The following is a 23,224-nucleotide window of genomic DNA, read 5'->3' as shown; positions in this document are numbered from 1 at the left end:
GTCAAATCCGTGAAAACCCCGGGGCGTTCGTGCGCCCTCACCCCGCGGACTGTCAGGGCCGCCATTCCGGGCCGCGATGCCGCCACCGACAAGCCCGCAGGCTCAGGCGCGCGGCAGTTGGCGCATGCGCTGGCGCACGTGCTCGGCCACCACCGGCATCAACTGCTGCAGGTGCTGCTGCACCTGGGCAAAACCGGCGCTGGGCAGGCGTGTGTCCTCGTCCAGATAGATGCGGCGGTTGATCTCGATTTGCAGGCTGTGGCGGTGCAGATGCGGCTGGCCAATGCGGCCGATCAGGGCCACGCCCTTGTACGGCTCGTTGTAGGCCACGCTGTAGCCCTGGGCCTGCAAGGTCTCGCCAATCAGGCGGATGAAGTCCGGATCGCAGGTCGTGCCATCCCGGTCGCCCAGGACAAAGTCGGCCAGGGTCTTCTCGGGCGTGCCCAGGCGCTGGTAGACATCGCTGGGCATGGAGTGCAGGTTGATGTGCCAGACCCCGCCGAAACGCCCCACACACCAGCGGATGGCCTGCGCCAGCGCGGCGTGGTAGGGGCGCCAGTAGCGCTCGATGCGCTGCTGCACCTCGGCCACGCTGAGTGCGCGGTCGTACACCGGGGTGGACCGACCGGCCTGGCTGAGCTTCTCCCACACCAGACCCAGGCCCTGCAGGGTCTTGGGGCTCGGGTGCAGCGGCGTGGGCCAGGGGCCGTCCAGCATCGCGGGGTTGATGTCGTCTTCCTCGCGGTTGGGATCGATGTAGGTGCGCGGAAACGTGGCCTCGACCAGGGTCGCACCATGCTCGGGCCAGGCCTGCCACAGGCGGTCCACCAGCGAGTCCTCGCCGCGGCGCAGCTGCGCCAGGGGCAGCGCGAACCCGAAATCCGCCGGATAGGCCGTGCCGCTGTGCGGGGAATCGCACACCAGCGGCAAGACCTCGGCCTGGGGCGGGTGCACCCGCACCGGGGCCTCCGGGCGGGGCTGCAGAAAATCAGGCACACCAGGCATCAGTTGATCTTGATGTTGGCGCGCTGGGCCACGGCGGTGTAGCGGGCGATGGCGGCATCGATCTGCTTGGCAAACTGCTCGGGCGTGTTGGCCATGCCTTCGCCAGCGATGTCCTTTTGCTTGGCCAGGTAGCTGGGGTCCTGCATGGCCTTGTGGGCGGCCGCGTTCAGCTGGTCGATGATGGCCTTGGGCGTGCCGGCGGGGGCCACCAGGCCGAACCAACCGCCATCACCCATCTGGGGGTAGCCCAGCTCGGCATAGGTGGGCACGTCCGGCAGCACCTCGGTGCGCTTGAGCGCCAGCACCGCCAGCGGACGCAGCTTGCCGGCCTTGATATTGGTCAGCGACGAGGACAGGTTGTCCGTCATTGCGTGCACCTGGCCCCCCAGTGCGTCGTTCAGCGCCTGGCCCGCGCCCTTGTAGGGGATGTGCAGCAGGTCGATGCCCGCCAGGTTCATGAAGTTTTCGATGTTGGCATGGCCCAGCGAGCCGGTGCCGGGCGAGGCGAAGCTGTACTTGCCGGGTTCCTTCTTGGCCAGGGCGATGAACTCCTTCATCGTCTTGGCAGGCACGCTGGGGTGCACCACAAACACGCTGGGCACGGCCATCACGTTGGTGATGGGGGCGAAGTCCTTCTTGGCGTCATAGGGCAGCTTGGCCATGATCGCGGGGTTGGCGCCGTGCGTGGACACGGTGGCCATGCCGATGGTGTAGCCATCGGGAGCGGCCTTGGCAATTTCGGCCGCACCGATCGAGCCCCCGGCACCACCCTTGTTCTCGATCACGATGGGCTGGCCCAGGATGGGGCCCATCTTGTCGGCCAGCAGGCGCGCCACGATGTCGGTCGACCCCCCGGCGCCAAACGGCACCACCAGCTTGATCGGGCGGCTGGGGTAGTTGTCTGCGGCCAGGGCGGCGGGGGCCAGGGCGGTCAGGGCCGCAGCAGCGGCGACGGAAGACAACAGGGTGCGGCGCAACATCATGGGGTTTTCTCCAGGGTTCGGATAATTTATGAGAAGTACGCACAGATTCTTGGCCACTGGGGCGCAGGAAAAAAGGGACAAAAAAGCAAGCAAGCATTACCAAAAGTCATAATTCAGCCATGCGCCTTCAGTCCCCGTCCATTTCGGAACTCCATGCCTTTGCCCAGGCCGCGCGGCTGGGCAGCTACACCCAGGCGGCCGATGCCCTGCAGGTCACCCAAGGTGCCATCAGCCGCGCGATTGCCCGCCTTGAAGAGCACCTGGGCTTTGCCGTCTTCGAGCGCCAGGGCCGGCGCAGCGTGCTGACCACGGCCGGGCGCCAGTACCTGGACGCCGTGGGTCCGGCCATCTTTACCATCGAATCGGCCACCCAGGCCATGCGCCGCAAGCGCGAAGGCCGGCACGTACGCCTGTCCATGCCGCCCACGCTGTTCAGCCATTGGCTGATTCCGCGCCTGCCGGATTTCAGCGCCCGCCACCCGGAGACCGTGCTGTCGTTTGCCCCGTATCGGCGCGACGATCCCATCACCTCGCCCGACATCGACGCCTGGGTCCGCATAGGCAGCATGCCGTTTCCCGAGACCGTGCAGGCCGACTACCTGGTGGGCCGCGATCTGGTGCCCATCTGCCGGCCCCAGGATGCGCTGAGCATCTGCCGCCCGCAGGATCTGCTGCGCCGCCCGCTGCTGGCCCACACCAACTACCCGGACAACTGGGCGCGCTGGTTCGAGAAAATGGGCTGCGACGGCCCCTACCCGGCACCAGCGGCCGACTTCGAACTGGTGGGCATGCTGGTACAGGCCGTGGTCGCCGGCATGGGCGTGGCCGTGGTACAGCGCTGCCTGATTGAGGACGATCTGGCCGCCGGGCGCGTAGCCATCCCCGTGCACCGGCCCTTCCAGATCGAGCGCGGCTATTTCCTGTGCCAGCCCGCCTCGCGCCCGGCCTCGCATGCGTTGCAGGATTTCCGTGACTGGGTGCTGGCGCAGGCGCGGGCCGACCAGGCCCAGTACGCGCAGGCCTAGGTGCCAACGCCGCGCCACTTCCGCTGCCGCAGACCGGTCCGGAGCGGCGCCGGCGTCCTGCGGCTCAGCCGCGCCAGCCCTGGGACATCAGCCACTGGCAGCTGCCCATGGCCAGCACCAGGATGGCATAAGTACCCATGCGGCCGTCGTGGCCGGTCAGCACCACGCCCAGGGCCAGCACCAGCACGCCCAGCAGCAGGTTGACGGCGGCCATCAGGTACCAGGGCAGCAGGTGCGCCCGTTTGCGCCACAGCACACACGCGCCCAGCGCCAGCACCAGGGACAGAAAAACAGCCGGTGCCACGAAGTTGAGCAAGTGGTTGAGGAAGTCCAGGACGGGCATAGAAATGACACAGATCAAGACTTTGGACTGTAGGACAGCGCAAAGCGGCAGCAAATTTTATAATCTCGGCTTATGGCAGTCTGGGCACTCGGCATCAACCACAACACGGCACCGTTGGATTTACGGGGCCGTTTTGCGTTCGCCATCGACCAGATCGCCCCCACCCTGCACGGATTGCGCCAGGCGCTGACCAGCGCCACGTGCCACCCCGAGGTGGAAACCGCCATCCTCTCGACCTGCAACCGCACCGAGATTTACTGCGCCGCCGACGCCCCCGCCCTGGACCACACCCTGGGCTGGCTGGCCCATGCCGGCGGCGTGAGTGCGGACATGCTGCGCTCGCACTCCTACCTGCTGGAAGACGGCTCCGCCGCGCGCCATGCCTTCCGCGTGGCCTCAGGCCTGGACTCCATGGTGCTGGGCGAAACCCAGATCCTGGGCCAGATGAAGAACGCCGTGCGCGCCGCCGAGGAAGCCGGCGCCCTGGGCAGCACGCTGAACCAGCTGTTCCAGCGCAGCTTTGCCGTGGCCAAGGAAGTGCGCAGCTCCACCGAGATCGGCGAGCACTCGATTTCCATGGCCGCCGCCGCCGTGCGCCTGGCCGGCCAGCTGTTCGAAGACCTCACAAAGATCCGCATCCTGTTCGTGGGCGCCGGCGAGATGATCGAGCTGGCCACCACCCACTTTGCCGCCAAGAACCCCGCCCACATCACCATCGCCAACCGCACCATGGAGCGCGGGGAAAAGCTGGCCAGCCGCTTTGGCGCCGAGGTGATGCCGCTGGCAGAGATTCCCGAGCACCTGCACGAGTACGACGCCATCATCAGCTGCACGGCCTCGACCCTGCCCATCATCGGCCTGGGGGCGATCGAGCGCGCGCTCAAAAAACGCAAGCACCGCCCCATGTTCATGGTCGACCTGGCCGTGCCCCGCGACATCGAGCCCGAGGTCAAGGACCTGCGCGACGTCTACCTGTACACCGTGGACGACCTGGCCAGCGTGGTGCGCACCGCCCAGGCCCAGCGCCAGGCCACCGTGGCCGAGGCCGAGGTCATCATCGACGCCGGCGTGCTGAACTTCATGCAGTGGATGCACCAGCGCGCCCAGGGCGGTGTGGTGCCGCTGATCCAGCAGCTCAACGCCCAGACCGATGCCTGGCGCGCCGCCGAAATCGCCCGCGCCAAGAAGCTGCTGGCCAAGGGCGAGGATGTGGATGCCGTGCTCGACGCCCTGTCACGCGGCCTGACCCAGAAGATGATGCATGGCACCCTGGCGGCCCTGCACAAGGGCAGCGCCGAAGAGCGTGCCCAGACGGTGGACACCGTCTCCCGGCTGTTCCTGCGCCCCGGCAAGCCCGGCCAGCGTTAGCGCCGCTTCGCGCTGCGGCTTTTGAGCCAAAACACCCTCCAGCGCTGATCTGACCAGCGCTTGCCGCTACGTTTCGCGTAGCACCCCATTTCCCCGAATCGACCATGCAACCATTCCTGCGCACCCAGCTGGAGCGCTATGCCCAGCGCCTTGAAGAACTGGATTTCCTGCTCTCGCGCGAAGACATCATGGGCGACATGCAGCAGTACCGCCGCATCTCGCGCGAACATGCCGACGTGACCGCCGTGGCCGGCCGCTACCAACGCTACCTGCAGACCGAGACCGACATCGCCACCGCGCGCCAGCTGCTGGAGGACCCGGACATGGCCGAGATGGCCCAGGAAGAGATCCAGGCCGGCGAGGCCGAGCTGCTCAAGCTCGAGGACGAACTGCAGCGCCTGCTGCTGCCCAAGGACCCGGACGACGAGCGCCCGGCCTTCGTGGAAATCCGCGCCGGCACGGGCGGTGACGAATCGGCCCTGTTCGCCGGCGACCTGGCGCGCATGTACACCCGCTACGCCGCCAACGTGGGCTGGAAGGTGGAGGTGATGAGCGCCAACGACAGCGAACTGGGCGGCTACAAGGAAGTGGTGCTGCGCATCGAGGGCGAACGCGTGTACGGCGCGCTGCGCTTTGAATCCGGCGGCCACCGCGTGCAGCGCGTGCCCGCCACCGAGACCCAGGGCCGCATCCACACCAGCGCCTGCACCGTGGCGGTGATGCCCGAGCCCGACGAGCAGCAGGCCATCACCCTGAACCCGGCCGACCTGCGCATCGACACTTTCCGCGCCAGCGGCGCCGGCGGCCAGCACATTAACAAGACCGACTCGGCCGTGCGCGTGGTCCACCTGCCCACGGGCATCGTCGCCGAATGCCAGGACGGCCGCAGCCAGCACAGCAACAAGGCCAAGGCCCTGCAGGTGCTGCAGGCGCGCATCCAGGAAAAGGAACGCAAGGAGCGCGAGGCCAAGGAAGCCGCGCTGCGCAAGGGCCTGATTGGTTCGGGCGACCGCAGCGACCGCATCCGCACCTACAACTTCCCCCAGGGCCGCCTGACCGACCACCGCATCAACCTGACGCTGTACAAGCTGCTGAACATCATGGAAGGGGACCTGGGCGATGTGATCCAGGCGCTGCAGCAGGCCCGCGAGGCCGAACTGCTGGCCGAGCTGGAAGTGAATACTTAGTGAGATCGGCAAACACCACCCCGCACACCGAAGATGGACGATGGCAAAACGTGAAACTGCGTGCCGTACCGGCGTGCGACAAGGCACAACAACATATCCAGCGTGGTGCGAGCGAGTCTTTTTATCTTTTCAAGCCAAATTGACCTCTAACGCTTATACCGTCTGCTCCAGCAGCTATACAAAGTGAACTCACCTTTGACTTTGCAGCACGCCCTACGCCAGGCCCACCAGCAGGGCCTGGCGCGCATTGACGCGCAAATGCTGCTGCTGCACGTGCTGGGCCAGCCCGGTGCCAGCCGCGCCTGGCTGCTGACGCACGACCAGGACCCGCTGAGCCACGACCAGCAGGCGCAGTTTGCGCAGCTGTGCGCCCAGCGCCTGGATGGCGTGCCCGTGGCCTATCTGACGGGCTGCAAAGAATTTTTCGGCCTGCCGCTGCAGGTGGATGCCCGCGTGCTGGACCCGCGCCCCGACACGGAGACCTTGGTGGAGTGGGTGCTGGACGTGGTGGAAAAAATCGTTTCACCCCGCGTGGCCGACCTGGGCACCGGCAGCGGTGCCATCGCCCTGGCCGTACAAAGCCAGCTCCCGGACGCCGCCGTGACCGCCGTCGACTTCAGCCCGCAGGCGCTGGACGTGGCGCGCGCCAACGCACAGCGCTTGCAGCTGCCGGTGCAGTTCGTGGCCTCGTCGTGGCTGGAGCAGGTGGAGGGGGTGTTTGACGTCATCGCCAGCAACCCGCCCTACATCCGCGAGGACGATCCGCACATGCCCGCGCTGCGCCACGAGCCCCGCCACGCCCTAACCAGCGGCGCCGACGGCCTGCAGGACCTGCGCGCCATCGTCGCCCAGGCCCCCGCGCACCTGCCGCCCGGCGGCTGGCTGCTGCTGGAGCACGGTTGGGACCAGGCCGGCGACGTGCAGGCCCTGCTGCGCAGCGCCGGTTTTGTGCAGGTGCACAGCCGCCAGGACCTGGCCGGCGTGGACCGCTGCACAGGCGGGCAAATCCCGGACGGCGCCAACGTTGGCGAGACAGTGAAATAATCACAAGCATTGCCGGGCGGACCATGCCCAGGCTCCCCTGCAAGGAGAACCCATGAGCGACGTACAACAACGCATCGACCAACTGGTCAAGAACAACGACATCCTGCTGTTCATGAAGGGCAGCGCCAGCTTCCCCATGTGCGGCTTCTCGGGCCGCGCCATCCAGATCCTGAAGGCCTGCGGTGTGGAGCCCAAGGCGATCGCCACCGTGAACGTGCTGGAAGACCAGGAAATCCGCCAGGGCATCAAGGACTACAGCAACTGGCCCACCATCCCCCAGTTGTACATCCGCGGCGAATTCATCGGCGGCTCGGACATCATGATGGAGATGTACGAGTCCGGCGAGTTGCAGCAAGTGATCAACGGCGAAGCCTGATCGCATGCAGCTGCTGGGACCGATGCCAACCCCAATGACCAGTACGGCTGGCATGGCCCCTGCTTTATCCAAAACCGCCCCTGTGGGCGGTTTTTTCGTTCTCGGCCGCAGGGCAGCGGCACAGAGTGATCGGTATGCCGGCATGCGAAGGAGGCATGCACAATGGTGACACTCGGCCGTCACCTGCCACCCCACTGACTTATGACGTTGACGCAAAGCCTGTTCATCATCGCGCTGTTGATTGCCGCCAGTGCCTTCTTCGCCGTGGCCGAGATTTCCCTCGCTGCCTCCCGCCGTCTGCGCCTGCGCCAGATGGCCGACGAAGACGACCCCCGTGCAGACAAGGCGCTGAGGATGCAGGAGCAGCCCGGCGACTATTTCACCGTGGTACAGGTGGGCCAGAACGGCATTGCCATCCTGGGCGGTATCGTCGGCGAAGGGGCCCTCAGCGGCACACTGGGCAGCCTGTTGACGCTGTGGCTGCCCGAGAGCACCGCCAGCAGCCTGGGCTTCGTGCTGTCCTTCCTGGTGATCACCTCCCTGTTCATCCTGTTTGCCGACCTGGTGCCGCGCCGACTGAGCATGGTCGAGCCCGAGCACCTGCTGCTGCGCGTGCTGGGTCCCATGCAGCTGTGCATGACGGTGTTCAAGCCCATCGTCTGGATCTACGCCCGCATCACCGATGCGCTGATCCGCGTGCTGGGCCTGCCCGACCAGCGCGACGAGCGCATCACCTCGGACGACATCCTGGCCATGACCGAGGCCGGCGCGCGCGCCGGCGTGCTGGCGGTGCGCGAGCAACAGGCGATTGCCAACATCTTCGAGCTGGATTCGCGCACCGTGGCCTCGGCCATGACACAGCGCGATCGCATCGCCTACTTCCTGCGCGATGACCCGGACCACGTGATCCGTGCGCGCATCGCCGAGGAGCCCTTCTCCACCTACCCGGTGTGCGACGGCGACATCGACCACATCGTCGGCTACGTGGACGCCAAGGACCTGTTCCAGCGCGTGCTGAACAACCTGCCGATCTCGCTCAAGGACGACAGCCTGATCCGCCGCGTGCTGCTGGTGCCCGACAAGCTGACCCTGGCCGAGGTGCTGGACCAGTTCCAGCAGGTGCACGAAGACTTTGCCGTGATCCTCAACGAGTACAGCCTGGTCGTCGGCGTGGTCACGCTGAACGATGTGATGAGCACGGTCATGGGCGACCTGGTCTCGCCCGACGATGAAGAGCAGATCATCCGCCGTGACGAGAACTCCTGGCTGATCGACGGTATCACCCCCATCGACGATGTGCTGCGCGCCCTGGACCTGGAAGCCCTGCCGAATGAGGACGAGTACGAAACCCTGGCCGGCTTCTTGATGGTCATGCTGCGCCGCGTACCACGCCGCACCGATGCGGTGAACTGGGGTGGCTACCGCTTCGAGGTGATGGACGTGGACAGCTATCGCATCGACCAGGTGCTGGTCTCGCGCCTGCATGCGGATGGCAGCGTGATGCCGGTGCCAGACGCGCCGACCTCCACCCTGTCGGCCGTGGCCGCCGTGGCGGCCTCCGGCCCGGCCATGAGCACCCTGCCCGGCGCCGCCTCCAAACCCGAGGCCCAGCACCCCAAGCCCCAGCGCGAGACCCCCAGCGTGCCTTGAGCGTCCTTTGGACGCGCCCGCTTACCGACAGCGGTCATCCGTGATCGCCGTCGGCACGGCGGAACCCTGGCATAACTTGAGAAGTGACGGGGCAGCACCAGGCCCAGCGCGCCCGTGGCCTGACGCTGTAGCCGCAGGCGACGACCACCTCCCCGCAGCAGCACACGCCGGAGGACCTGCCCACAGACAGCAGTGCTGGGCATGCCTCATCTGCCGCGCCACGCTCCCCCAACAACGGCGGCATTCACACTGCAACAGGCACCTGATTGCGCCGCAAACTTGCCACATTCACACAAATACATAGCTGCTAGCGCAGACGAACAAAGGGTTTCAGAGCCCTTAGACCCTGAAACCCTTGTTTGCGCTGCGTCAACTGCTCTGCTTATTTCATGCCTGGCGCAGTGCCTGCGGATCGAACTGCCACTGCTTCTGCGCCCCCAGCACCAGGCCGGGGTATTTGTCCTTGCCACGGCTGCCGTTGTAGCGCCCCAGGGCCATGAACAGGTCGCCACGCTCACGCTCCAGGTAGTGGCGCAGGATCACGCAGCCAAAGCGCAGGTTGGTCTGCATATGGAACAGCTTGCCCGCATCGCCATCGCCAATCACGCGCGTCCAGAACGGCATGATCTGCATGTAGCCGCGCGCCCCGGCGACCGAGACCGCGAACTTGCGAAAGCCGCTTTCCACCTGGATCAGGCCCAGCACCAGCGACACTTCCAGCCCTGCGCGCTTGGCCTCGTACCACACGGTCTGCAGAAAGTCGCGCCGCACCTCCCAGTCCGGCTTGCGGCGCTGCAGGCGATCGCTCATGGTGGTCAGCCAGCGCAGGTAGGCGATGCGCGCGTCGGTGGAGGCAAACACCGGCTCCGGCGGTGCCAGGTCGCTGACGGCCGCGCTCAAGGCGCTGCGCACGGCATCGGCCAGCGGCTCTTCCAACTGTGCACCGGCCTGCGCCCACCCCGCCTGACCCAGCGCCCAAGCCGCAGCCAGGCCCAGGCAGGCACGCCGGCCCGGTTGCTGGGGTGGAGGCAAGAACGAGGACCGTGGCATGCAGGGATCGAATTCTGTCAGGGGGTGAGATAGCGCCTGGCTGGCACAGCCGCCAGTGTGCACCGCAACCGGTGCCGCACAGGGCGTAAAAAAAGCAGCCGCAGCTGCTTTTTTATCGGTGCTCGCGGCTCAGTGCAAGCCCAGCTGGGCCTTGAGGTGCGCCAGCGCGTCGGCCGTGGGCAGCTTGGTGGCCTCGGCAGCACGGCGGTGCTGGTACTCGACCACGCCATCCTTGAGGCCACGGTCGCCCAGCACCACGCGGTGCGGCACGCCGATCAGCTCCCAGTCGGCCAGCATGGCGCCGGGGCGCTCGTCGCGGTCGTCCAGGATCACGTCCACGCCCAAAGCCAGCAATTCGGCATAAAGCTTCTCCGCTTCGGCCTTGACGGCCTCGCTGCGGCCCATGCCGATGGGGCAGATCACCACGGTGAATGGCGCAATCGCGTCGGGCCAGATGATGCCGCGCTCGTCGTGGTTCTGCTCGATGGCCGCAGCCGGCAGGCGGGTGATGCCGATGCCGTAGCAGCCCATCTCGAAGTGCTGGGGCTTGCCGTTGTCGCCCAGGAAGGTGGCGTTCATGGCCTGGGAGTACTTGGTGCCCAGGTAGAACACGTGGCCGATTTCGATGCCGCGCTCGATGGCCAGCTCACCCGCTCCGTCGGGCGACTTGTCGCCCGCCACCACGTTGCGCAAGTCGGCCACCACGGCAGGCTCGGGCAGGTCACGGCCAAAGTTGACACCGGTGATGTGGAAATCTTCGTCGTTGGCACCGCAGACCCAGTCGGCCATCACGGCCACTTCGCGGTCCACCACCAGGTTCACCGGCTGCTTCAGGCCGATGGGGCCCAGGTAGCCTGGCTTGCAGCCGAAATGGGCTTCGATCTCGCCCACGGTGGCAAAACGGAAATTGGCCAGGCCCTCCACCTTGCCGACCTTGATCTCGTTCATCTCGTGGTCGCCGCGCAGCAGCAGCAGCCAGACCTGGGTCTGGACAATCTCACCGGCCTCGTTGCTGGTGTCGGTGGCCAGCACCAGGGACTTGACGGTCTGGCTCAGGGGCAGGCCCAGCTGCGCCGCCACGGCTTCGCAGGTGCTGTTACCGGGCGTGGCCACCTTCTGCAAGGGCTGGGATGCCGCAGGGCGGGGACCGGCAGGTGCCAGGCACTCGGCCTTCTCGATGTTGGCCGCGTAGTCGCTCTGGGGGCAGTAGACGATGGCGTCTTCGCCGGTGGAGGCAATCACCTGGAACTCTTCGCTCAGGTCGCCACCGATGGCACCGCTGTCGGCGCGCACGGCACGGTATTGCAGACCGAAGCGGTCAAAGATGCGCTGGTAGGCCGCGCGCATGGTCTGGTAGCTGATTTGTGCGCTGTCGCGGTCCTTGTCGAAGGAGTAAGCGTCCTTCATGGTGAACTCGCGGCCACGCATCAGGCCGAAGCGCGGACGGCGTTCGTCGCGGAACTTGGTCTGGATCTGGTAGAGGTTTTTGGGCAGCTGCTTGTAGCTCTTGAACTCCTGGCGGGCGATGTCAGTCACCACCTCTTCGCTGGTGGGCTGGATCACGAAGTCACGGCCGTGGCGGTCCTGGATGCGCAGCAGCTCGGGGCCCATCTTCTCGAAGCGGCCGGTTTCCTCCCACAGCTCGGCAGGCTGCACCACGGGCATGGTCACCTCCATGGCGCCAGCGCGGTTCATTTCCTCGCGCACGATGGCCTCGACCTTGCGGATCACGCGCAGGCCCATGGGCATGTAGTTGTAGATGCCAGCACCCAGCTTTTTGATCAGGCCCGCACGCATCATGAGCTTGTGGCTGACCACTTCGGCATCGGCCGGAGCTTCCTTGAGGGTGGAGATGAAGAATTGGGAGGCTTTCATGAGGGGGATTCAGCGGGATATCGCAGCAGCAATCTTGATAGGCACAGACTGCCGTGCATAATGAACGCAATATAGAAAATTGGGGTTCGATTATGCTTGACCGGGACGGATTTCGCCCGAACGTCGGCATCATCCTGCTCAACCAGAAGAACCAGGTGTTCTGGGGCAAACGCATTCGCACCCACAGCTGGCAGTTTCCGCAGGGAGGCATTGACCGGGGCGAAAGTCCCGAGCAGGCCATGTTCCGGGAGCTGCATGAGGAGGTGGGTTTGAAGCCCGACCACGTGCGCGTGGTGGCCCGAACCAGGGACTGGTTGCGCTACGAGGTGCCGGATCGTTACATACGCCGCGATGCGCGAGGTCATTACAAGGGCCAGAAGCAGATCTGGTTCCTGCTGCAGTTGCTGGGTCACGATTGGGACCTGAACCTGCGTGCCACCGACCACCCGGAGTTCGACGCCTGGCGCTGGAACGATTACTGGGTGCCGCTGGATGTGGTGGTGGAGTTCAAGCGCGGCGTCTATGAAATGGCGCTGACCGAACTGGCCCGCTACGTGCCGCGCAGCGAACAGCAGCGCAACCGGTATTTGCGCAGCGGCATGCGCCCGCGCGAGAGTGAGCCCCCTACCGCCCCGCCACGCCCGGCGCCCGTGCTGCGCCACCATGGCGTGATGGGCAATCCCGGTCTGGAGTTGCCGCCCGGCGCCAGCTTTGACCCGGATCCGCAGAACGACCAGAACCCGCGCTGAGATTCCCGATCCCGCTGCACCTCACCGTGCCGCGGGATTTTTTTGCGGCCGCGCGGCTGCGGCTAGGTGCTCAGGACAGCACGACCATGTTGTCGCGGTGCACCATCTCGGGCTCGGCCCGGTAGCCCAGCAACTGCTCGACCTCGGACGATGCGTGCTTGCACAGCAGGCGTGCCTCGGCGCTGGAGTAGTTGGCCAGACCGCGGGCGATTTCCTTGCCGCCCGCATCGCACACGGCGATCACGTCGCCGCGCGAGAAATCGCCTTCCACCGCCACCATGCCCACGGGCAGCAGGCTCTTGCCCTCGCCCTGCAGCTTGCGCACCGCACCGTCGTCGATGGTGACCGAGCCATGCAGCTGCAGGTGGTCCATCATCCATTGCTTGCGGGCCTGGTTCTTGTGGGTGGGCGCCACCAGCAACGTCCCAATCGCCTCCCCGCGGGTCAGGCGCAACAGCACATCCTGCTCACGCCCCCAAGCGATCACGGTGGAGGTGCCCGAGCCTGCCGCACGCTTGGCCGCCAGGATCTTGGTCAGCATGCCACCCTTGCCGATGCTGGAGCCGGCGCCGCCGGCCATGGCCTCCAGATCGGGGTTGCCGGCCTGTGCTTCGTGCACGAACCGGGCCTCGGGGTTGCGGCGCGGGTCGGCGGTGTACAAGCCCTTCTGATCGGTCAGGATGACATAGGCATCGGCATCCACCAGGTTGGCCACCAGCGCCCCCAGGGTGTCGTTGTCGCCGAACTTGATTTCGTCGTTGACCACCGTGTCGTTCTCGTTGATCACCGGCACCACGCCCAGCTTGAGCAGGGTCAGCAAGGTGGAGCGCGCATTCAGATAACGCTCGCGGTCGGCCAGGTCGGCGTGCGTCAGCAGCACCTGGGCACTGCCCACGTGGTGGTTGCGCAGCTTGGTTTCGTACATCTGGACCAGACCCATCTGGCCCACTGCCGCAGCGGCCTGCAGCTCGTGGATTTCCTTGGGCCGCGTGGCCCAGCCCAGGCGCTTCATGCCCTCGGCCACCGCACCGCTGGACACCATGATCACCTCGCGGCGCACACCGTCATCGCCGTGCACCAGGGCCGCCAGCTGGCGCGACCATTCCTCAATCGCTGCCTCGTCGAGGCCACGGCCTTCGTTGGTGACCAGACTGGAGCCGACCTTGACCACGATGCGACGCGCATCTTGCAGAACACGGGATGACATTGTTATGAGTGTTTTAAGGCTCTAACGCTTGTCCAGCAAGCGCTAGCAGCTATTGATCCAAGAGCACCGGCGGTGCAACCTCACACGGGCATGTCGCCAGCGAAGCGGGGATCGTACTCCGCTTCCTGGGGTTGCTCGGCCTTTTGCTGGACTTGCACGTGCTTGAAGATGTCCTGCACCAGGCGGTCTGTGCCTTCGCGCGCCAGGGCCGAGATTTCGTAGACCGGCCCCTTCCACTTGTAGCGCTTCACAAAGTCCTTGACCTTGGCGGCACGCTCCTCGGCGGGCACCATGTCCAGCTTGTTGAGCACCAGCCAGCGCGGCTTGTTGTACAGCGCTTCGTCGTACTTCTTGAGTTCCTGGACGATGGCCTTGGCCTGCTCGACCGGATCCACAGCCTCGTCAAACGGCGCCAGATCGACGATGTGCAGCAGCAGGCGGGTGCGCTGCAGGTGGCGCAGGAACTGGTGCCCCAGACCGGCGCCGTCGGAAGCACCCTCGATCAGACCGGGAATGTCGGCAATCACAAAGCTCTGTTCGGGGCCGACCCGCACCACGCCCAGGTTGGGGTGCAACGTGGTGAAGGGGTAGTCGGCAATCTTGGGGCGGGCATTGGAGACCGAGGAAATGAAGGTCGACTTGCCGGCGTTGGGCATGCCCAGCAGGCCCACATCGGCCAGCACCTTCAACTCCAGCTTCAGGCTGAAACGCTCGCCGGGACGCCCGGGCGTCTTCTGGCGCGGAGCACGGTTGACCGCACTCTTGAAACGCAGGTTGCCAAAGCCGCCGTCGCCGCCCCGCGCCAGCACGATCTTTTCACCAGGGACCAGCAACTCGTGCAGCACTTCGCCCGTGGCTTCATCGGTGATGATGGTGCCCACGGGCAGGCGCAAGGTGATGTCCTTGCCGGCCGCGCCGAACATGTCGTTGCCCATGCCGTTCTCGCCGCGCTGCGCCTCATGGCGGCGCGAGTAACGGTAGTCGATGAGGGTGTTCAGATTCACATCGGCCACGGCATAGACGTGGCCGCCACGGCCACCGTCACCACCGTCGGGTCCGCCGAATTCCTTGTATTTTTCGTGCCGGAACGTGGCTGCGCCATTACCGCCATCGCCCGCGGCAATTTCAATATAGGCTTCATCGACGAACTTCATGAGGCTTTCCCGTGATCATTGGAGAGACAGGCACCCGTGGTGCCGGCCCAAAAGCATAAGCCAGGACCTTCCTGGCTTGCTGTGCAAGGGCTTTGGCGCCCTTGTGAAAACAACAAAGCCCCGACGCATCGGGGCTTTGTGATGTCAGATGACGCGTGTTGCTTTAAGCAGCAGGCGTGATGCTGACGGTGTGCTTGGACAGAGCGCCCTTGGTGTCAAAAGACACGTGGCCGTCCACCAGAGCGAACAAAGTGTGATCCTTGCCGATGCCCACGTTGGTACCGGGGTGGAACTTGGTGCCACGCTGGCGCACGATGATCGAGCCTGCGCTGATCAACTCGCCACCGAAGGCCTTCACACCCAGCATTTTGGGCTTGGAATCACGTCCGTTGCGCGTAGAGCCGCCGCCTTTTTTCTGTGCCATGACTTAGCTCCTTGGGAATTAAGCGGCAATCGCCACGATTTGCAGTTCGGTGAACTGCTGGCGATGGCCTTGAGACTTGGCGTAGTGCTTACGACGACGCAGCTTGAAGATGCGCACCTTGTCGTGCTTGCCGTGAGCAACCACCGTTGCCTTCACAGTTGCGCCGGACACCAGGGGAGTGCCAACCTTCAGTTCTGCGCCGTTGCCGACTGCCAAAACTTGGTCGATCACGATTTCCTGGCCTACGTCCGCAGCAATCTGTTCTACCTTGATTTTTTCGCCAGCAGCAACACGATACTGTTTGCCACCGGTTTTTATGACCGCGTACATGTAAACCTCTTTCGATTCTTGAGTCTCCGCGGACGAATTTCCACGGAAGCGCAAGATTGTACGCGTAAACGCCAATGAGCGTCCACACACAACCTTGCCGCCCCACAGGGCTTGTCCGATGTCTTCCTATAATCATCGCCTCTCCTGGTGGCGATTACCTTGACTACAGCAAACCCCATTCCCAACCCGCTTGCCCTGATTGCCGACGATATGCAGGCGGTGGACCGTGTCATCGCACAGCGTTTGACCACCAGCGTCCCTTTGATCGGTCAGATTTCCCAGTACATCATTGCGGCCGGCGGCAAGCGCCTGCGCCCCGCCCTGCTGCTGATGGTGAGCAATGCACTGGGCGAGCAGCGCCCGACCAAGCACACGCTGGCCGCCGTGGTGGAGCTCATCCACACAGCCACCCTGTTGCATGACGATGTGGTCGACGAATCGACCCTGCGCCGCGGCCGCCCCACGGCCAACGAGTCTTTTGGCAACCCGGCCAGCGTGCTGGTGGGGGATTTTCTGCACACGCGCTCGTTCCAGATGATGGTCGAGGCCGGCAATATGCGCATCCTGCAGGTGCTCTCCGATGCCACCAATGTGATCGCCGAAGGCGAAGTGCAGCAATTGATCAACACCCATGACGCCTCGCTAGACGAAGCCGGCTACCTGCACGTCATCCGCTCCAAGACCGCCAAGCTGTTCGAGGCCAGCACCCAGATCGCCGCGATCCTGGCGGGGGCCAACGCCAGGGTCGAGGCCGCCTGCGCGACCTATGGCCAGGCACTGGGCACCGCCTTCCAGATCATCGACGATGTACTGGACTACGACGGCGATGCCACGGAAATGGGCAAGAACCTGGGGGATGATCTGCGCGAAGGCAAATGCACACTGCCCCTGATCATCGCCATGCAAAGGGCCACGCCAGAAGATGCCCAAGTGGTGCGCGAGGCGATCGAGCAAGGCTCCACCGAGCAATTGCCCAGCATCCTGTCCATCGTCAAGCGGACCGGCGCTCTGGATGCCACCCGCGAGGCCGCCCACAACGAGGCCATGCGTGCGATCGCGGCCTTGCAGGCCCTGCCCGTGAATGCCTACACGCAGGCGATGGAGCAACTGGCAGCACAGCTGCTGCTGCGCCGCACCTGATCACGGCTCGCGAACGTGCACAGGAGACTGTGCACCACGTCAATCTTTTTCAAAAAGCCTGCCCCTGCAGGCTTTTTGCGTCTGTACAGTCCTGTTTTGATCGGGGATGATAGGCGCGTCTTTCCACACCCGAATACAACATATTCCACTCACGGCCCATGAACGCCGCATCCACTGCATCCTTGATCGCCCAGTCCTCCTCGAACACGACACTGGCCGGGCTGGCCCGGGCCCTGGTCAGCGCAGGCCAGCTCCCGGAAGCGGTTGCGCTGGAGACGGCCCGCAAGGCACACGCCAGCAAGAACAGCTTCGTGGCACAGCTGGTGGCATCCGGGCACATGCCTGCGGCGGAGCTGGCCTTTCAGATCGCACAGATCTTTCGTACACCGCTGCTGGACCTGGACACCATCGATCCCCAGCGCCTGCCCAGGGATTTGCTGGACGCCAAGCTGTGCAGCATGCACAAGGTGCTGCCCCTGCTCAAGCGCGGCAACCGCCTGGTGGTGGCCACAGCAGACCCCACCGACAAGGACGCCGCGGAGAAGATCAAATTCACCGCCCAGATGGGGGTGGACTGGGTCATCGTCGAGTGCGACAAACTGCAGCGGCTGGTCGAAGCCACCACCAAGAGTGCCTCTGAGGCCCTGGACGCTTTCAATTCCGATGCCGACTTCCAATTCGACGAAGTGGTGGATGCGCCCGCCCCGGACGACAAGGACAGCAATGCATCCGAGGTCGAGGACGCGCCGGTCGTCAAGTTCCTGCACAAGATGCTGATTGACGCGTTCAACATGCGGGCCTCGGACCTGCACTTTGAGCCCTACGAACACAGCTACCGCGTGCGCTTCCGGATCGATGGCGAACTGCGGGAGATCGCAAGCCCGCCCATCGCCATCAAGGAAAAACTGGCCTCGCGCATCAAGGTGATCTCGCGACTGGACATCTCGGAAAAACGCGTTCCCCAGGATGGGCGCATGAAGCTCAAGGTCGGTGCTGACCGCGTCATCGACTTCCGTGTGTCCACCTTGCCCACGCTGTTCGGCGAGAAGATCGTGATCCGTATCCTGGACCCCAGCAGCGCCAGGATGGGCATTGATGCCCTTGGCTACGAGCCCGAGGAAAAGGGTCGTCTGCTGGATGCCATCCAGCGGCCCTACGGCATGATCCTGGTCACAGGGCCCACCGGCTCGGGCAAGACCGTGTCGCTATACAGCTGCCTGAACCTGCTGAACAAACCCGGGGTCAACATCTCCACGGCCGAAGATCCCTCGGAAATCAACATGCCCGGCGTCAACCAGGTCAATGTGAATGAAAAGGCCGGACTGACTTTCGCCACCGCCCTGCGATCCTTCCTGCGCCAGGACCCGGATGTCATCATGGTCGGTGAAATCCGTGATCTGGAAACAGCCGACATCGCCATCAAGGCCGCGCAGACGGGGCACTTGGTGCTATCCACCCTGCACACCAACGATGCGCCCACCACGTTGACGCGCATGCGCAACATGGGCATTGCGCCGTTCAACATCGCCTCCAGCGTGATCCTGATCACGGCCCAGCGTCTGGCGCGCCGCTTGTGCCCACAATGCAAGCAGCCGCATGATGTGCCACACGAAACCCTGGTCGAAGCCGGTTACGAGGAACACCAGCTGAATGGCTCCTGGGTCCCCTACAAGGCTGTGGGCTGCAGTGCCTGCAACAATGGTTACAAGGGCCGCGTGGGCATCTACCAGGTGATGCCGATCACCGAAGCAATCCAACAAATCATCCTGCGCGACGGCAGTGCCCTGGAGATTGCCGCCCAGGCCAGGAGCGAAGGCGTGAAATCGCTGCGCGAATCCGGATTGGACAAAGTCCGGCAAGGCATCACTTCGCTGGAAGAGGTGCTGGCCGTCACCAATTTGTAGGCGCCGCAGGCCTGACCACCATACAACATCAAGATCAGAGGGAACAGCGTTATGGCAACCGCAGCACCTGGCAGGAGCAACGCAAAGGAGTTCATTTACGAATGGGCCGGCAAAGACCGCCAGGGCAAGGCACTGCACGGAGAGATGCGGGCCGTTGGGGAAGCCCAGGTCCAGGCCTCCTTGCGCCGCCAGGGCATCTTCATCACCAAGCTGAAGAAGCGCAGCATGCGCGCCGGCAAGAAGATCAAGCCCAAGGACATTGCGCTGTTCACCCGCCAGATGGCCACCATGATGAAGGCCGGGGTCCCGCTGCTGCAGTCGTTCGACATCGTCGGGCGTGGCAACCCCAATCCCAGCGTGACCAAGCTGCTCAACGACATCCGCCAGGATGTGGAGACCGGCACCTCGCTGAGCATGGCATTCCGCAAGCACCCCATGCACTTCAACGCCTTGTACTGCAACCTGATCGAGGCCGGGGAAGCTGCGGGCATCCTGGACACCTTGATGGACCGCCTGGCCACCTACATGGAAAAGACCGAGGCCATCAAGGGCAAGATCAAGTCCGCGCTGATGTACCCCATCGCGGTGATCGTGGTGGCGTTCGTGGTGGTGACGGTGATCATGATCTTTGTGATCCCGGCGTTCAAGGAAGTCTTCACCTCGTTCGGCGCCGACCTGCCGGCCCCGACGCTACTGGTCATGGCCATCAGTGAGTTCTTTGTCGCGTATTGGTGGCTGATCTTTGGCGTGATCGGTGGCGGCCTGTATTTCTTCATGCAGGCATGGCGGCGCAGTCCCAAGATGCAGCGCGTGATGGACCGTCTGCTGCTGAAGCTGCCCATTTTTGGCATCCTGATCGACAAATCCTGCGTCGCACGCTGGACGCGCACCCTCTCCACCATGTTCGCCGCCGGCGTGCCCCTGGTGGAAGCGCTGGACTCCGTCGGCGGGGCCTCGGGCAACAGCGTCTACCGGGAAGCCACCGACAAGATCCAGCAGATGGTTGCCACCGGCACCAATCTCACCGATGCGATGACGAGTGCCGATGTCTTCCCGTCGATGGTGCTGCAGATGTGCGCCATCGGCGAGGAATCGGGCTCCATTGATCACATGCTGGGCAAGGCGGCCGACTTCTACGAACAGGAAGTGGACGAGATGGTGGCAGGCCTTTCCAGCCTGATGGAGCCCATCATCATCGTGATCCTGGGTGGCATCATCGGCGGGATTGTGGTGTCCATGTACCTGCCGATCTTCAAGTTAGGACAAGTGGTCTGATGGACTTTTCTGTATGGAGCGGTGCCGCGCTGGCGGCATTGCTGGGGCTGCTGATCGGCAGCTTCTTGAACGTGGTGATCCATCGCCTGCCTCGCATGATGGAGCAGCAATGGGATGCCGAATGCGCACAGCACCGGGCAGCACAGGCGGGCGAGGCCTATACACCCACCCCCCCCGCGCTGACACTGTCCAAGCCCCGCTCGCGCTGCCCCCACTGCGCACACCCCATAGGCTGGCTGGAGAACATCCCGGTGCTCAGCTGGCTGTACCTGCGCGGCCAATGCGCACACTGCCACGCAGCGATCAGCGTCCGCTACCCCCTGGTGGAAGTCGCGACGGCCGGGCTGTTTGCCTGGTGCATCACCCGCTGGGGATTCACCCCGACAGGCTGGGCCTGGTGCGGCTTCAGCGCCACCTTGCTGGCACTGGCGCTGATCGACTGGGACACCACCTACCTGCCCGATGACCTGACCCTGCCGCTGCTGTGGGCCGGCCTGCTGGCCACTGCCCTGGGCTGGACCTCGGTGACCCTGGGCGACGCCGTCTGGGGCGCCGCCATCGGCTACCTGTCGCTGTGGTCCATCTACTGGGTTTTCAAACTGATCACCGGCAAGGAAGGCATGGGCTACGGTGACTTCAAGCTGTTCGCCGCCCTGGGCGCCTGGTTCGGCTGGCAAGCCCTGGTGCCGATGATCTTGATGGCATCGGTGATCGGCGCCGTCATCGGCATCGCCCTGAAGCTGCGCAGCAGCCTGCGCGAGGGGGGCTACATCCCGTTCGGCCCCTTTCTGGCGGGCGCGGGCTTTACCGCGATGTTCTTCGGCCCGGACCGCCTGCTGCGCGCCGTGCTGACGGCGTTGGGCCTGTGAACATGCAGCGCGCACAACGCTGGGGCCTGACCGGCGGGATTGGCAGCGGCAAAAGCACGGTGGCGCAGATGCTGGCCGCCGCAGGGGCCGTGGTCATCGACGCCGACCAGATTGCCCGCAGCCTGACGGCGGCGGGTGGTTTGGCCATGCCGCAGATCGAGGTCGAATTTGGTGCCTCGGCGATCGATGCGCAAGGGGCCCTGGACCGTGATTTCATGCGCCAACTGGTGTTTGAAGACCCCAGCGCACGCCAGCGGCTGGAAGCCATCGTCCACCCGCTGGTGGGCAGCCTGACCGAGCGCCAGGCCCTGCAGGCCGAAGCCTGCGGCGCGCAGTGGCTGGTGTTCGACATTCCGCTGCTGGTGGAATCCGGGCGCTGGCGCCCGCAGCTGGATGCCGTGCTGGTGGTCGACTGCGAGGAAAGCACCCAGGTGCAACGCGTCAGCGCGCGCAACGGGCTGGCCCCCGACGCCATCGCACGCATCATGGCGGCACAGGCCACGCGCGCGCAGCGCCGGGCCGCAGCAGACTGGGTGATCTACAACGATGGCCTTGATTTAGCTGGATTACGTCAAGAAGTGCTATCAATTTCCGCATGGTTACAGCTATGATGGCAGCCAGCGACTTTGTAACCAGTGCCCCTTTGGGCTGGCCCGCTGGTGCAAGCTCCATTTTTTCGCCTCAGCACACCGGGATACCGCCAGCGTGATTCTTTACGAGTACCCTTTCAACGAACGCTTGCGCACGTATTTGCGACTGGAACAATTGTTCCGGCGTTTGTTTGAACTCGTCACGCGCGAATCGCCGGTGGACCACCACTTTGCCCTGGCGACGATCTTCGAGATCATGGAAGTGGCGGCCCGCGCCGACCTCAAGTCGGACCTGCTGCGCGACCTGGACCGCCACAAGAGCCTGTTCGAAGGCCTGCGCGACAATCCCGCGATTGCGCAGGACATGCTGGACAGCATCATTGCCAAGCTGGAGCAGTGCTACAGCGTCCTGCATACCCAGACCGGCAAGACCGGCCAGCCGCTGACGGAAAACGACTGGCTGATGGCCATCCGCAGCCGCATCAGCATTCCCGGCGGCACCAGCAGCTTCGACCTGCCCGCCTACCACCGCTGGCAGAACAAGCCTGCGGCCGAGCGCCGGGCCGACCTGCACCAGTGGATCCAATGCCTGCAGCCCCTGGCAGATTCGCTGGGCCTGCTGCTCAGCCTGGTGCGCGACACCGGCTCCCCCCAGAAAGTGGCCGCGATGGGTGGGCAATTCCAGCAGGCGCTGCCGGCCGGACGCCCCTACCAGCTGCTGCGCCTGCGCATCGATGCGGAATCCGGCCTGGTGCCCGAGATCAGCGCCAACCGCCTGATGGTGTCCGTGCGCCTGCTGCGCCCCAATGAGGCCGGCGGCCTGCAGGTCACCACGGAAAATGCGGCTTTCGAGCTGACGCTGTGCGCCTGACCCGGCGTCTGTGACAGACTTGGGCCATGCGAGACGCTGCCTCTTTTCCCTCCACCACCGTCCCCTGCCCTACCTGCGGCGGGCCCAGCCTGTTTGCCCCCACGAATGCGGCGCGACCGTTTTGCAGCCAGCGCTGCAAGGACATCGACCTGGGCGCCTGGGCGGCTGAAAGCTTCCGCGTGCCTGCCCAGCCCCCACAGGACAACCAGTACGGCGACCCGCGCGTCGAAGACTGAGTGCGCGGCGCGCACCTACAAAAAAAGGAGCTGCACGCGCAGCTCCTTACTTGTTTTGAAGGTACTTCAAGTGCCTAATCCATACGGCAAGCGCGCTGACCGCTCACTTTTCCGATAACGCCGTTTCGGCATAGACGGCCGCATCGAACGGTAGCCCCCGCTCCTCGCTCAGCCACTGCAGCACGGGGAGCGAGCCTTCCAGCACCGGGCGCACGCTCAGGGGCAATTGCTGCCAGGCCATCTGCTGGCCTTCGCGCATCTCAAAATCGCCGTCCCACTGCGTGACCTTGCACCAGTGCAGGCGCACCAGGGCATGGCTGTAGGCATGCTCGGTCACCTTCCAGGCCAGGCAGTTGCGGATGGTGATGCCCAGCTCCTCCTGCAGCTCGCGACGCAGCGCCTGCTCCACGCTCTCGCCGGCTTCCAGCTTGCCCCCGGGAAACTCCCACCAGCCCGCGCGGGGCTTGCCCTCGGGGCGGCTGGTGATGAGCAGGGCGCCGTCGCTCTCGCGGATCAGCACGCCTACGGCGACTTCGGTGGGTTGTTGGGCAAGGGGGGTACTCACTGGG

24 protein-coding genes are annotated in these 23,224 nt (G+C 64.8%); 14 read left to right on the top strand and 10 right to left on the bottom strand.

What is annotated here, in order from left to right:
- Positions 1–102 precede the first annotated feature (102 nt).
- Positions 103–1,005 carry an N-formylglutamate amidohydrolase gene (locus tag KAQ61_RS00825; RefSeq protein WP_210930182.1) on the bottom strand — a complete coding sequence of 301 codons (903 nt, stop codon included), beginning with the start codon at positions 1,003–1,005 and terminating at the stop codon, positions 103–105.
- Complete coding sequence (locus tag KAQ61_RS00820) at positions 1,005–1,988, bottom strand: tripartite tricarboxylate transporter substrate binding protein BugE (protein WP_042416970.1); 984 nt, start codon at positions 1,986–1,988, stop codon at positions 1,005–1,007. The genes KAQ61_RS00825 and KAQ61_RS00820 overlap by 1 nt, the downstream gene beginning before the upstream one ends.
- A 119-nt stretch (positions 1,989–2,107) precedes the next feature.
- Here KAQ61_RS00820 and KAQ61_RS00815 point away from each other — a divergent pair, with 119 nt between their 5' ends.
- Positions 2,108–3,013, top strand: coding sequence for a LysR substrate-binding domain-containing protein (locus KAQ61_RS00815; protein WP_210930181.1), 906 nt, complete (start codon positions 2,108–2,110; stop codon positions 3,011–3,013).
- A gap of 64 nt (positions 3,014–3,077) precedes the next feature.
- On the opposite strand, the gene KAQ61_RS00810 is transcribed toward KAQ61_RS00815, so the two are convergent.
- Positions 3,078–3,356 (bottom strand): hypothetical protein, encoded by a 279-nt coding sequence (locus KAQ61_RS00810; protein WP_210930180.1) that lies wholly within the window; start codon positions 3,354–3,356, stop codon positions 3,078–3,080.
- 72 nt (positions 3,357–3,428) lie between these two features.
- Between KAQ61_RS00810 and hemA the strand changes: the two genes are divergently transcribed.
- The 5 genes from hemA (at position 3,429) to paeA (ending at position 8,981) form a co-directional block, all read left to right on the top strand.
- Positions 3,429–4,724, top strand: coding sequence for a glutamyl-tRNA reductase (gene hemA / locus KAQ61_RS00805; RefSeq protein WP_210930179.1), 1,296 nt, complete (start codon positions 3,429–3,431; stop codon positions 4,722–4,724).
- 104 nt (positions 4,725–4,828) lie between these two features.
- Positions 4,829–5,911 carry a peptide chain release factor 1 gene (gene prfA / locus KAQ61_RS00800; RefSeq protein ID WP_210930178.1) on the top strand — a complete coding sequence of 361 codons (1,083 nt, stop codon included), beginning with the start codon at positions 4,829–4,831 and terminating at the stop codon, positions 5,909–5,911.
- A 195-nt stretch (positions 5,912–6,106) separates the two neighbouring features.
- Positions 6,107–6,955, top strand: coding sequence for a peptide chain release factor N(5)-glutamine methyltransferase (prmC, locus tag KAQ61_RS00795; RefSeq protein ID WP_244982953.1), 849 nt, complete (start codon positions 6,107–6,109; stop codon positions 6,953–6,955).
- A 52-nt stretch (positions 6,956–7,007) separates the two neighbouring features.
- Positions 7,008–7,331, top strand: coding sequence for a Grx4 family monothiol glutaredoxin (gene grxD / locus KAQ61_RS00790; RefSeq protein WP_042416983.1), 324 nt, complete (start codon positions 7,008–7,010; stop codon positions 7,329–7,331).
- Positions 7,332–7,532: 201 nt separating this feature from the next.
- The gene (gene paeA, locus KAQ61_RS00785) at positions 7,533–8,981 is read left to right on the top strand and encodes a polyamine export protein PaeA (RefSeq protein WP_081888972.1); all 1,449 of its coding nucleotides are present in this window, start codon (positions 7,533–7,535) and stop codon (positions 8,979–8,981) included.
- Between the two features lie 387 nt (positions 8,982–9,368).
- Here the strand turns inward: paeA and KAQ61_RS00780 are convergent, their stop codons facing one another.
- Complete coding sequence (locus tag KAQ61_RS00780; protein ID WP_210930176.1) at positions 9,369–10,031, bottom strand: lytic transglycosylase domain-containing protein; 663 nt, start codon at positions 10,029–10,031, stop codon at positions 9,369–9,371.
- Between the two features lie 129 nt (positions 10,032–10,160).
- Positions 10,161–11,906: a proline--tRNA ligase gene (locus tag KAQ61_RS00775; protein WP_210930175.1), complete on the bottom strand. Its 1,746-nt coding sequence runs from the start codon at positions 11,904–11,906 to the stop codon at positions 10,161–10,163.
- A gap of 92 nt (positions 11,907–11,998) precedes the next feature.
- Here KAQ61_RS00775 and KAQ61_RS00770 point away from each other — a divergent pair, with 92 nt between their 5' ends.
- Positions 11,999–12,655 carry an RNA pyrophosphohydrolase gene (locus tag KAQ61_RS00770; protein WP_042416989.1) on the top strand — a complete coding sequence of 219 codons (657 nt, stop codon included), beginning with the start codon at positions 11,999–12,001 and terminating at the stop codon, positions 12,653–12,655.
- Positions 12,656–12,725: 70 nt separating this feature from the next.
- Here the strand turns inward: KAQ61_RS00770 and proB are convergent, their stop codons facing one another.
- The 4 genes from proB to rplU form a co-directional block, all read right to left on the bottom strand.
- Positions 12,726–13,862 carry a glutamate 5-kinase gene (proB, locus tag KAQ61_RS00765; RefSeq protein WP_042416992.1) on the bottom strand — a complete coding sequence of 379 codons (1,137 nt, stop codon included), beginning with the start codon at positions 13,860–13,862 and terminating at the stop codon, positions 12,726–12,728.
- An 80-nt stretch (positions 13,863–13,942) separates the two neighbouring features.
- Positions 13,943–15,016: an Obg family GTPase CgtA gene (gene cgtA, locus KAQ61_RS00760; protein ID WP_042416995.1), complete on the bottom strand. Its 1,074-nt coding sequence runs from the start codon at positions 15,014–15,016 to the stop codon at positions 13,943–13,945.
- Between the two features lie 163 nt (positions 15,017–15,179).
- Positions 15,180–15,440 (bottom strand): 50S ribosomal protein L27, encoded by a 261-nt coding sequence (gene rpmA / locus KAQ61_RS00755; protein ID WP_042416998.1) that lies wholly within the window; start codon positions 15,438–15,440, stop codon positions 15,180–15,182.
- 18 nt (positions 15,441–15,458) lie between these two features.
- Entirely contained in the window at positions 15,459–15,770 is a 312-nt protein-coding gene (rplU, locus tag KAQ61_RS00750; RefSeq protein WP_042417032.1) for a 50S ribosomal protein L21, read from the bottom strand.
- 210 nt (positions 15,771–15,980) lie between these two features.
- Between rplU and KAQ61_RS00745 the strand changes: the two genes are divergently transcribed.
- From KAQ61_RS00745 to KAQ61_RS00715, 7 genes are all read left to right on the top strand, one after another.
- Entirely contained in the window at positions 15,981–16,910 is a 930-nt protein-coding gene (locus tag KAQ61_RS00745) for a polyprenyl synthetase family protein (RefSeq protein WP_210931650.1), read from the top strand.
- Positions 16,911–17,068: 158 nt separating this feature from the next.
- Positions 17,069–18,814, top strand: coding sequence for a type IV-A pilus assembly ATPase PilB (gene pilB, locus KAQ61_RS00740; protein ID WP_210930174.1), 1,746 nt, complete (start codon positions 17,069–17,071; stop codon positions 18,812–18,814).
- Positions 18,815–18,865: 51 nt separating this feature from the next.
- Positions 18,866–20,089, top strand: coding sequence for a type II secretion system F family protein (locus KAQ61_RS00735; RefSeq protein WP_045267485.1), 1,224 nt, complete (start codon positions 18,866–18,868; stop codon positions 20,087–20,089).
- Positions 20,089–20,958 carry a prepilin peptidase gene (locus KAQ61_RS00730; protein WP_210930173.1) on the top strand — a complete coding sequence of 290 codons (870 nt, stop codon included), beginning with the start codon at positions 20,089–20,091 and terminating at the stop codon, positions 20,956–20,958. The genes KAQ61_RS00735 and KAQ61_RS00730 overlap by 1 nt, the downstream gene beginning before the upstream one ends.
- A gap of 2 nt (positions 20,959–20,960) precedes the next feature.
- Positions 20,961–21,569, top strand: a complete 609-nt coding sequence (gene coaE, locus KAQ61_RS00725; protein WP_154163335.1) for a dephospho-CoA kinase — start codon at positions 20,961–20,963, stop codon at positions 21,567–21,569.
- Between the two features lie 94 nt (positions 21,570–21,663).
- The gene (zapD, locus tag KAQ61_RS00720; protein ID WP_210930172.1) at positions 21,664–22,419 is read left to right on the top strand and encodes a cell division protein ZapD; all 756 of its coding nucleotides are present in this window, start codon (positions 21,664–21,666) and stop codon (positions 22,417–22,419) included.
- A 26-nt stretch (positions 22,420–22,445) separates the two neighbouring features.
- A complete protein-coding gene (locus tag KAQ61_RS00715; protein ID WP_045267488.1) occupies positions 22,446–22,655 on the top strand; it encodes a DNA gyrase inhibitor YacG in 210 nt (69 codons plus the stop codon).
- A 103-nt stretch (positions 22,656–22,758) separates the two neighbouring features.
- Here KAQ61_RS00715 and KAQ61_RS00710 read toward each other — a convergent pair whose 3' ends face one another.
- Positions 22,759–23,220 (bottom strand): (deoxy)nucleoside triphosphate pyrophosphohydrolase, encoded by a 462-nt coding sequence (locus KAQ61_RS00710; RefSeq protein ID WP_210930171.1) that lies wholly within the window; start codon positions 23,218–23,220, stop codon positions 22,759–22,761.
- Positions 23,221–23,224 lie beyond the last annotated feature (4 nt).

The sequence above is a fragment of the Comamonas aquatica genome (assembly GCF_018064205.1).
GTDB classification, from domain to species: Bacteria; Pseudomonadota; Gammaproteobacteria; order Burkholderiales; family Burkholderiaceae_C; genus Comamonas; species Comamonas aquatica.
This window is presented reverse-complemented; position numbering and strand designations above follow the sequence as displayed.

Coding starts and splice junctions, on each gene's coding strand:
- KAQ61_RS00825 (WP_210930182.1), bottom strand. CDS start 1,005: ATGCCTGGTGTGCCTGATTTTCTGCAGCCCCGCCCGGAGGCCCCGGTG.
- KAQ61_RS00820 (WP_042416970.1), bottom strand. CDS start 1,988: ATGATGTTGCGCCGCACCCTGTTGTCTTCCGTCGCCGCTGCTGCGGCC.
- KAQ61_RS00815 (WP_210930181.1), top strand. CDS start 2,108: ATGCGCCTTCAGTCCCCGTCCATTTCGGAACTCCATGCCTTTGCCCAG.
- KAQ61_RS00810 (WP_210930180.1), bottom strand. CDS start 3,356: ATGCCCGTCCTGGACTTCCTCAACCACTTGCTCAACTTCGTGGCACCG.
- hemA (WP_210930179.1), top strand. CDS start 3,429: ATGGCAGTCTGGGCACTCGGCATCAACCACAACACGGCACCGTTGGAT.
- prfA (WP_210930178.1), top strand. CDS start 4,829: ATGCAACCATTCCTGCGCACCCAGCTGGAGCGCTATGCCCAGCGCCTT.
- grxD (WP_042416983.1), top strand. CDS start 7,008: ATGAGCGACGTACAACAACGCATCGACCAACTGGTCAAGAACAACGAC.
- paeA (WP_081888972.1), top strand. CDS start 7,533: ATGACGTTGACGCAAAGCCTGTTCATCATCGCGCTGTTGATTGCCGCC.
- KAQ61_RS00780 (WP_210930176.1), bottom strand. CDS start 10,031: ATGCCACGGTCCTCGTTCTTGCCTCCACCCCAGCAACCGGGCCGGCGT.
- KAQ61_RS00775 (WP_210930175.1), bottom strand. CDS start 11,906: ATGAAAGCCTCCCAATTCTTCATCTCCACCCTCAAGGAAGCTCCGGCC.
- KAQ61_RS00770 (WP_042416989.1), top strand. CDS start 11,999: ATGCTTGACCGGGACGGATTTCGCCCGAACGTCGGCATCATCCTGCTC.
- proB (WP_042416992.1), bottom strand. CDS start 13,862: ATGTCATCCCGTGTTCTGCAAGATGCGCGTCGCATCGTGGTCAAGGTC.
- cgtA (WP_042416995.1), bottom strand. CDS start 15,016: ATGAAGTTCGTCGATGAAGCCTATATTGAAATTGCCGCGGGCGATGGC.
- rpmA (WP_042416998.1), bottom strand. CDS start 15,440: ATGGCACAGAAAAAAGGCGGCGGCTCTACGCGCAACGGACGTGATTCC.
- rplU (WP_042417032.1), bottom strand. CDS start 15,770: ATGTACGCGGTCATAAAAACCGGTGGCAAACAGTATCGTGTTGCTGCT.
- KAQ61_RS00745 (WP_210931650.1), top strand. CDS start 15,981: ATGCAGGCGGTGGACCGTGTCATCGCACAGCGTTTGACCACCAGCGTC.
- pilB (WP_210930174.1), top strand. CDS start 17,069: ATGAACGCCGCATCCACTGCATCCTTGATCGCCCAGTCCTCCTCGAAC.
- KAQ61_RS00735 (WP_045267485.1), top strand. CDS start 18,866: ATGGCAACCGCAGCACCTGGCAGGAGCAACGCAAAGGAGTTCATTTAC.
- KAQ61_RS00730 (WP_210930173.1), top strand. CDS start 20,089: ATGGACTTTTCTGTATGGAGCGGTGCCGCGCTGGCGGCATTGCTGGGG.
- coaE (WP_154163335.1), top strand. CDS start 20,961: ATGCAGCGCGCACAACGCTGGGGCCTGACCGGCGGGATTGGCAGCGGC.
- KAQ61_RS00715 (WP_045267488.1), top strand. CDS start 22,446: ATGCGAGACGCTGCCTCTTTTCCCTCCACCACCGTCCCCTGCCCTACC.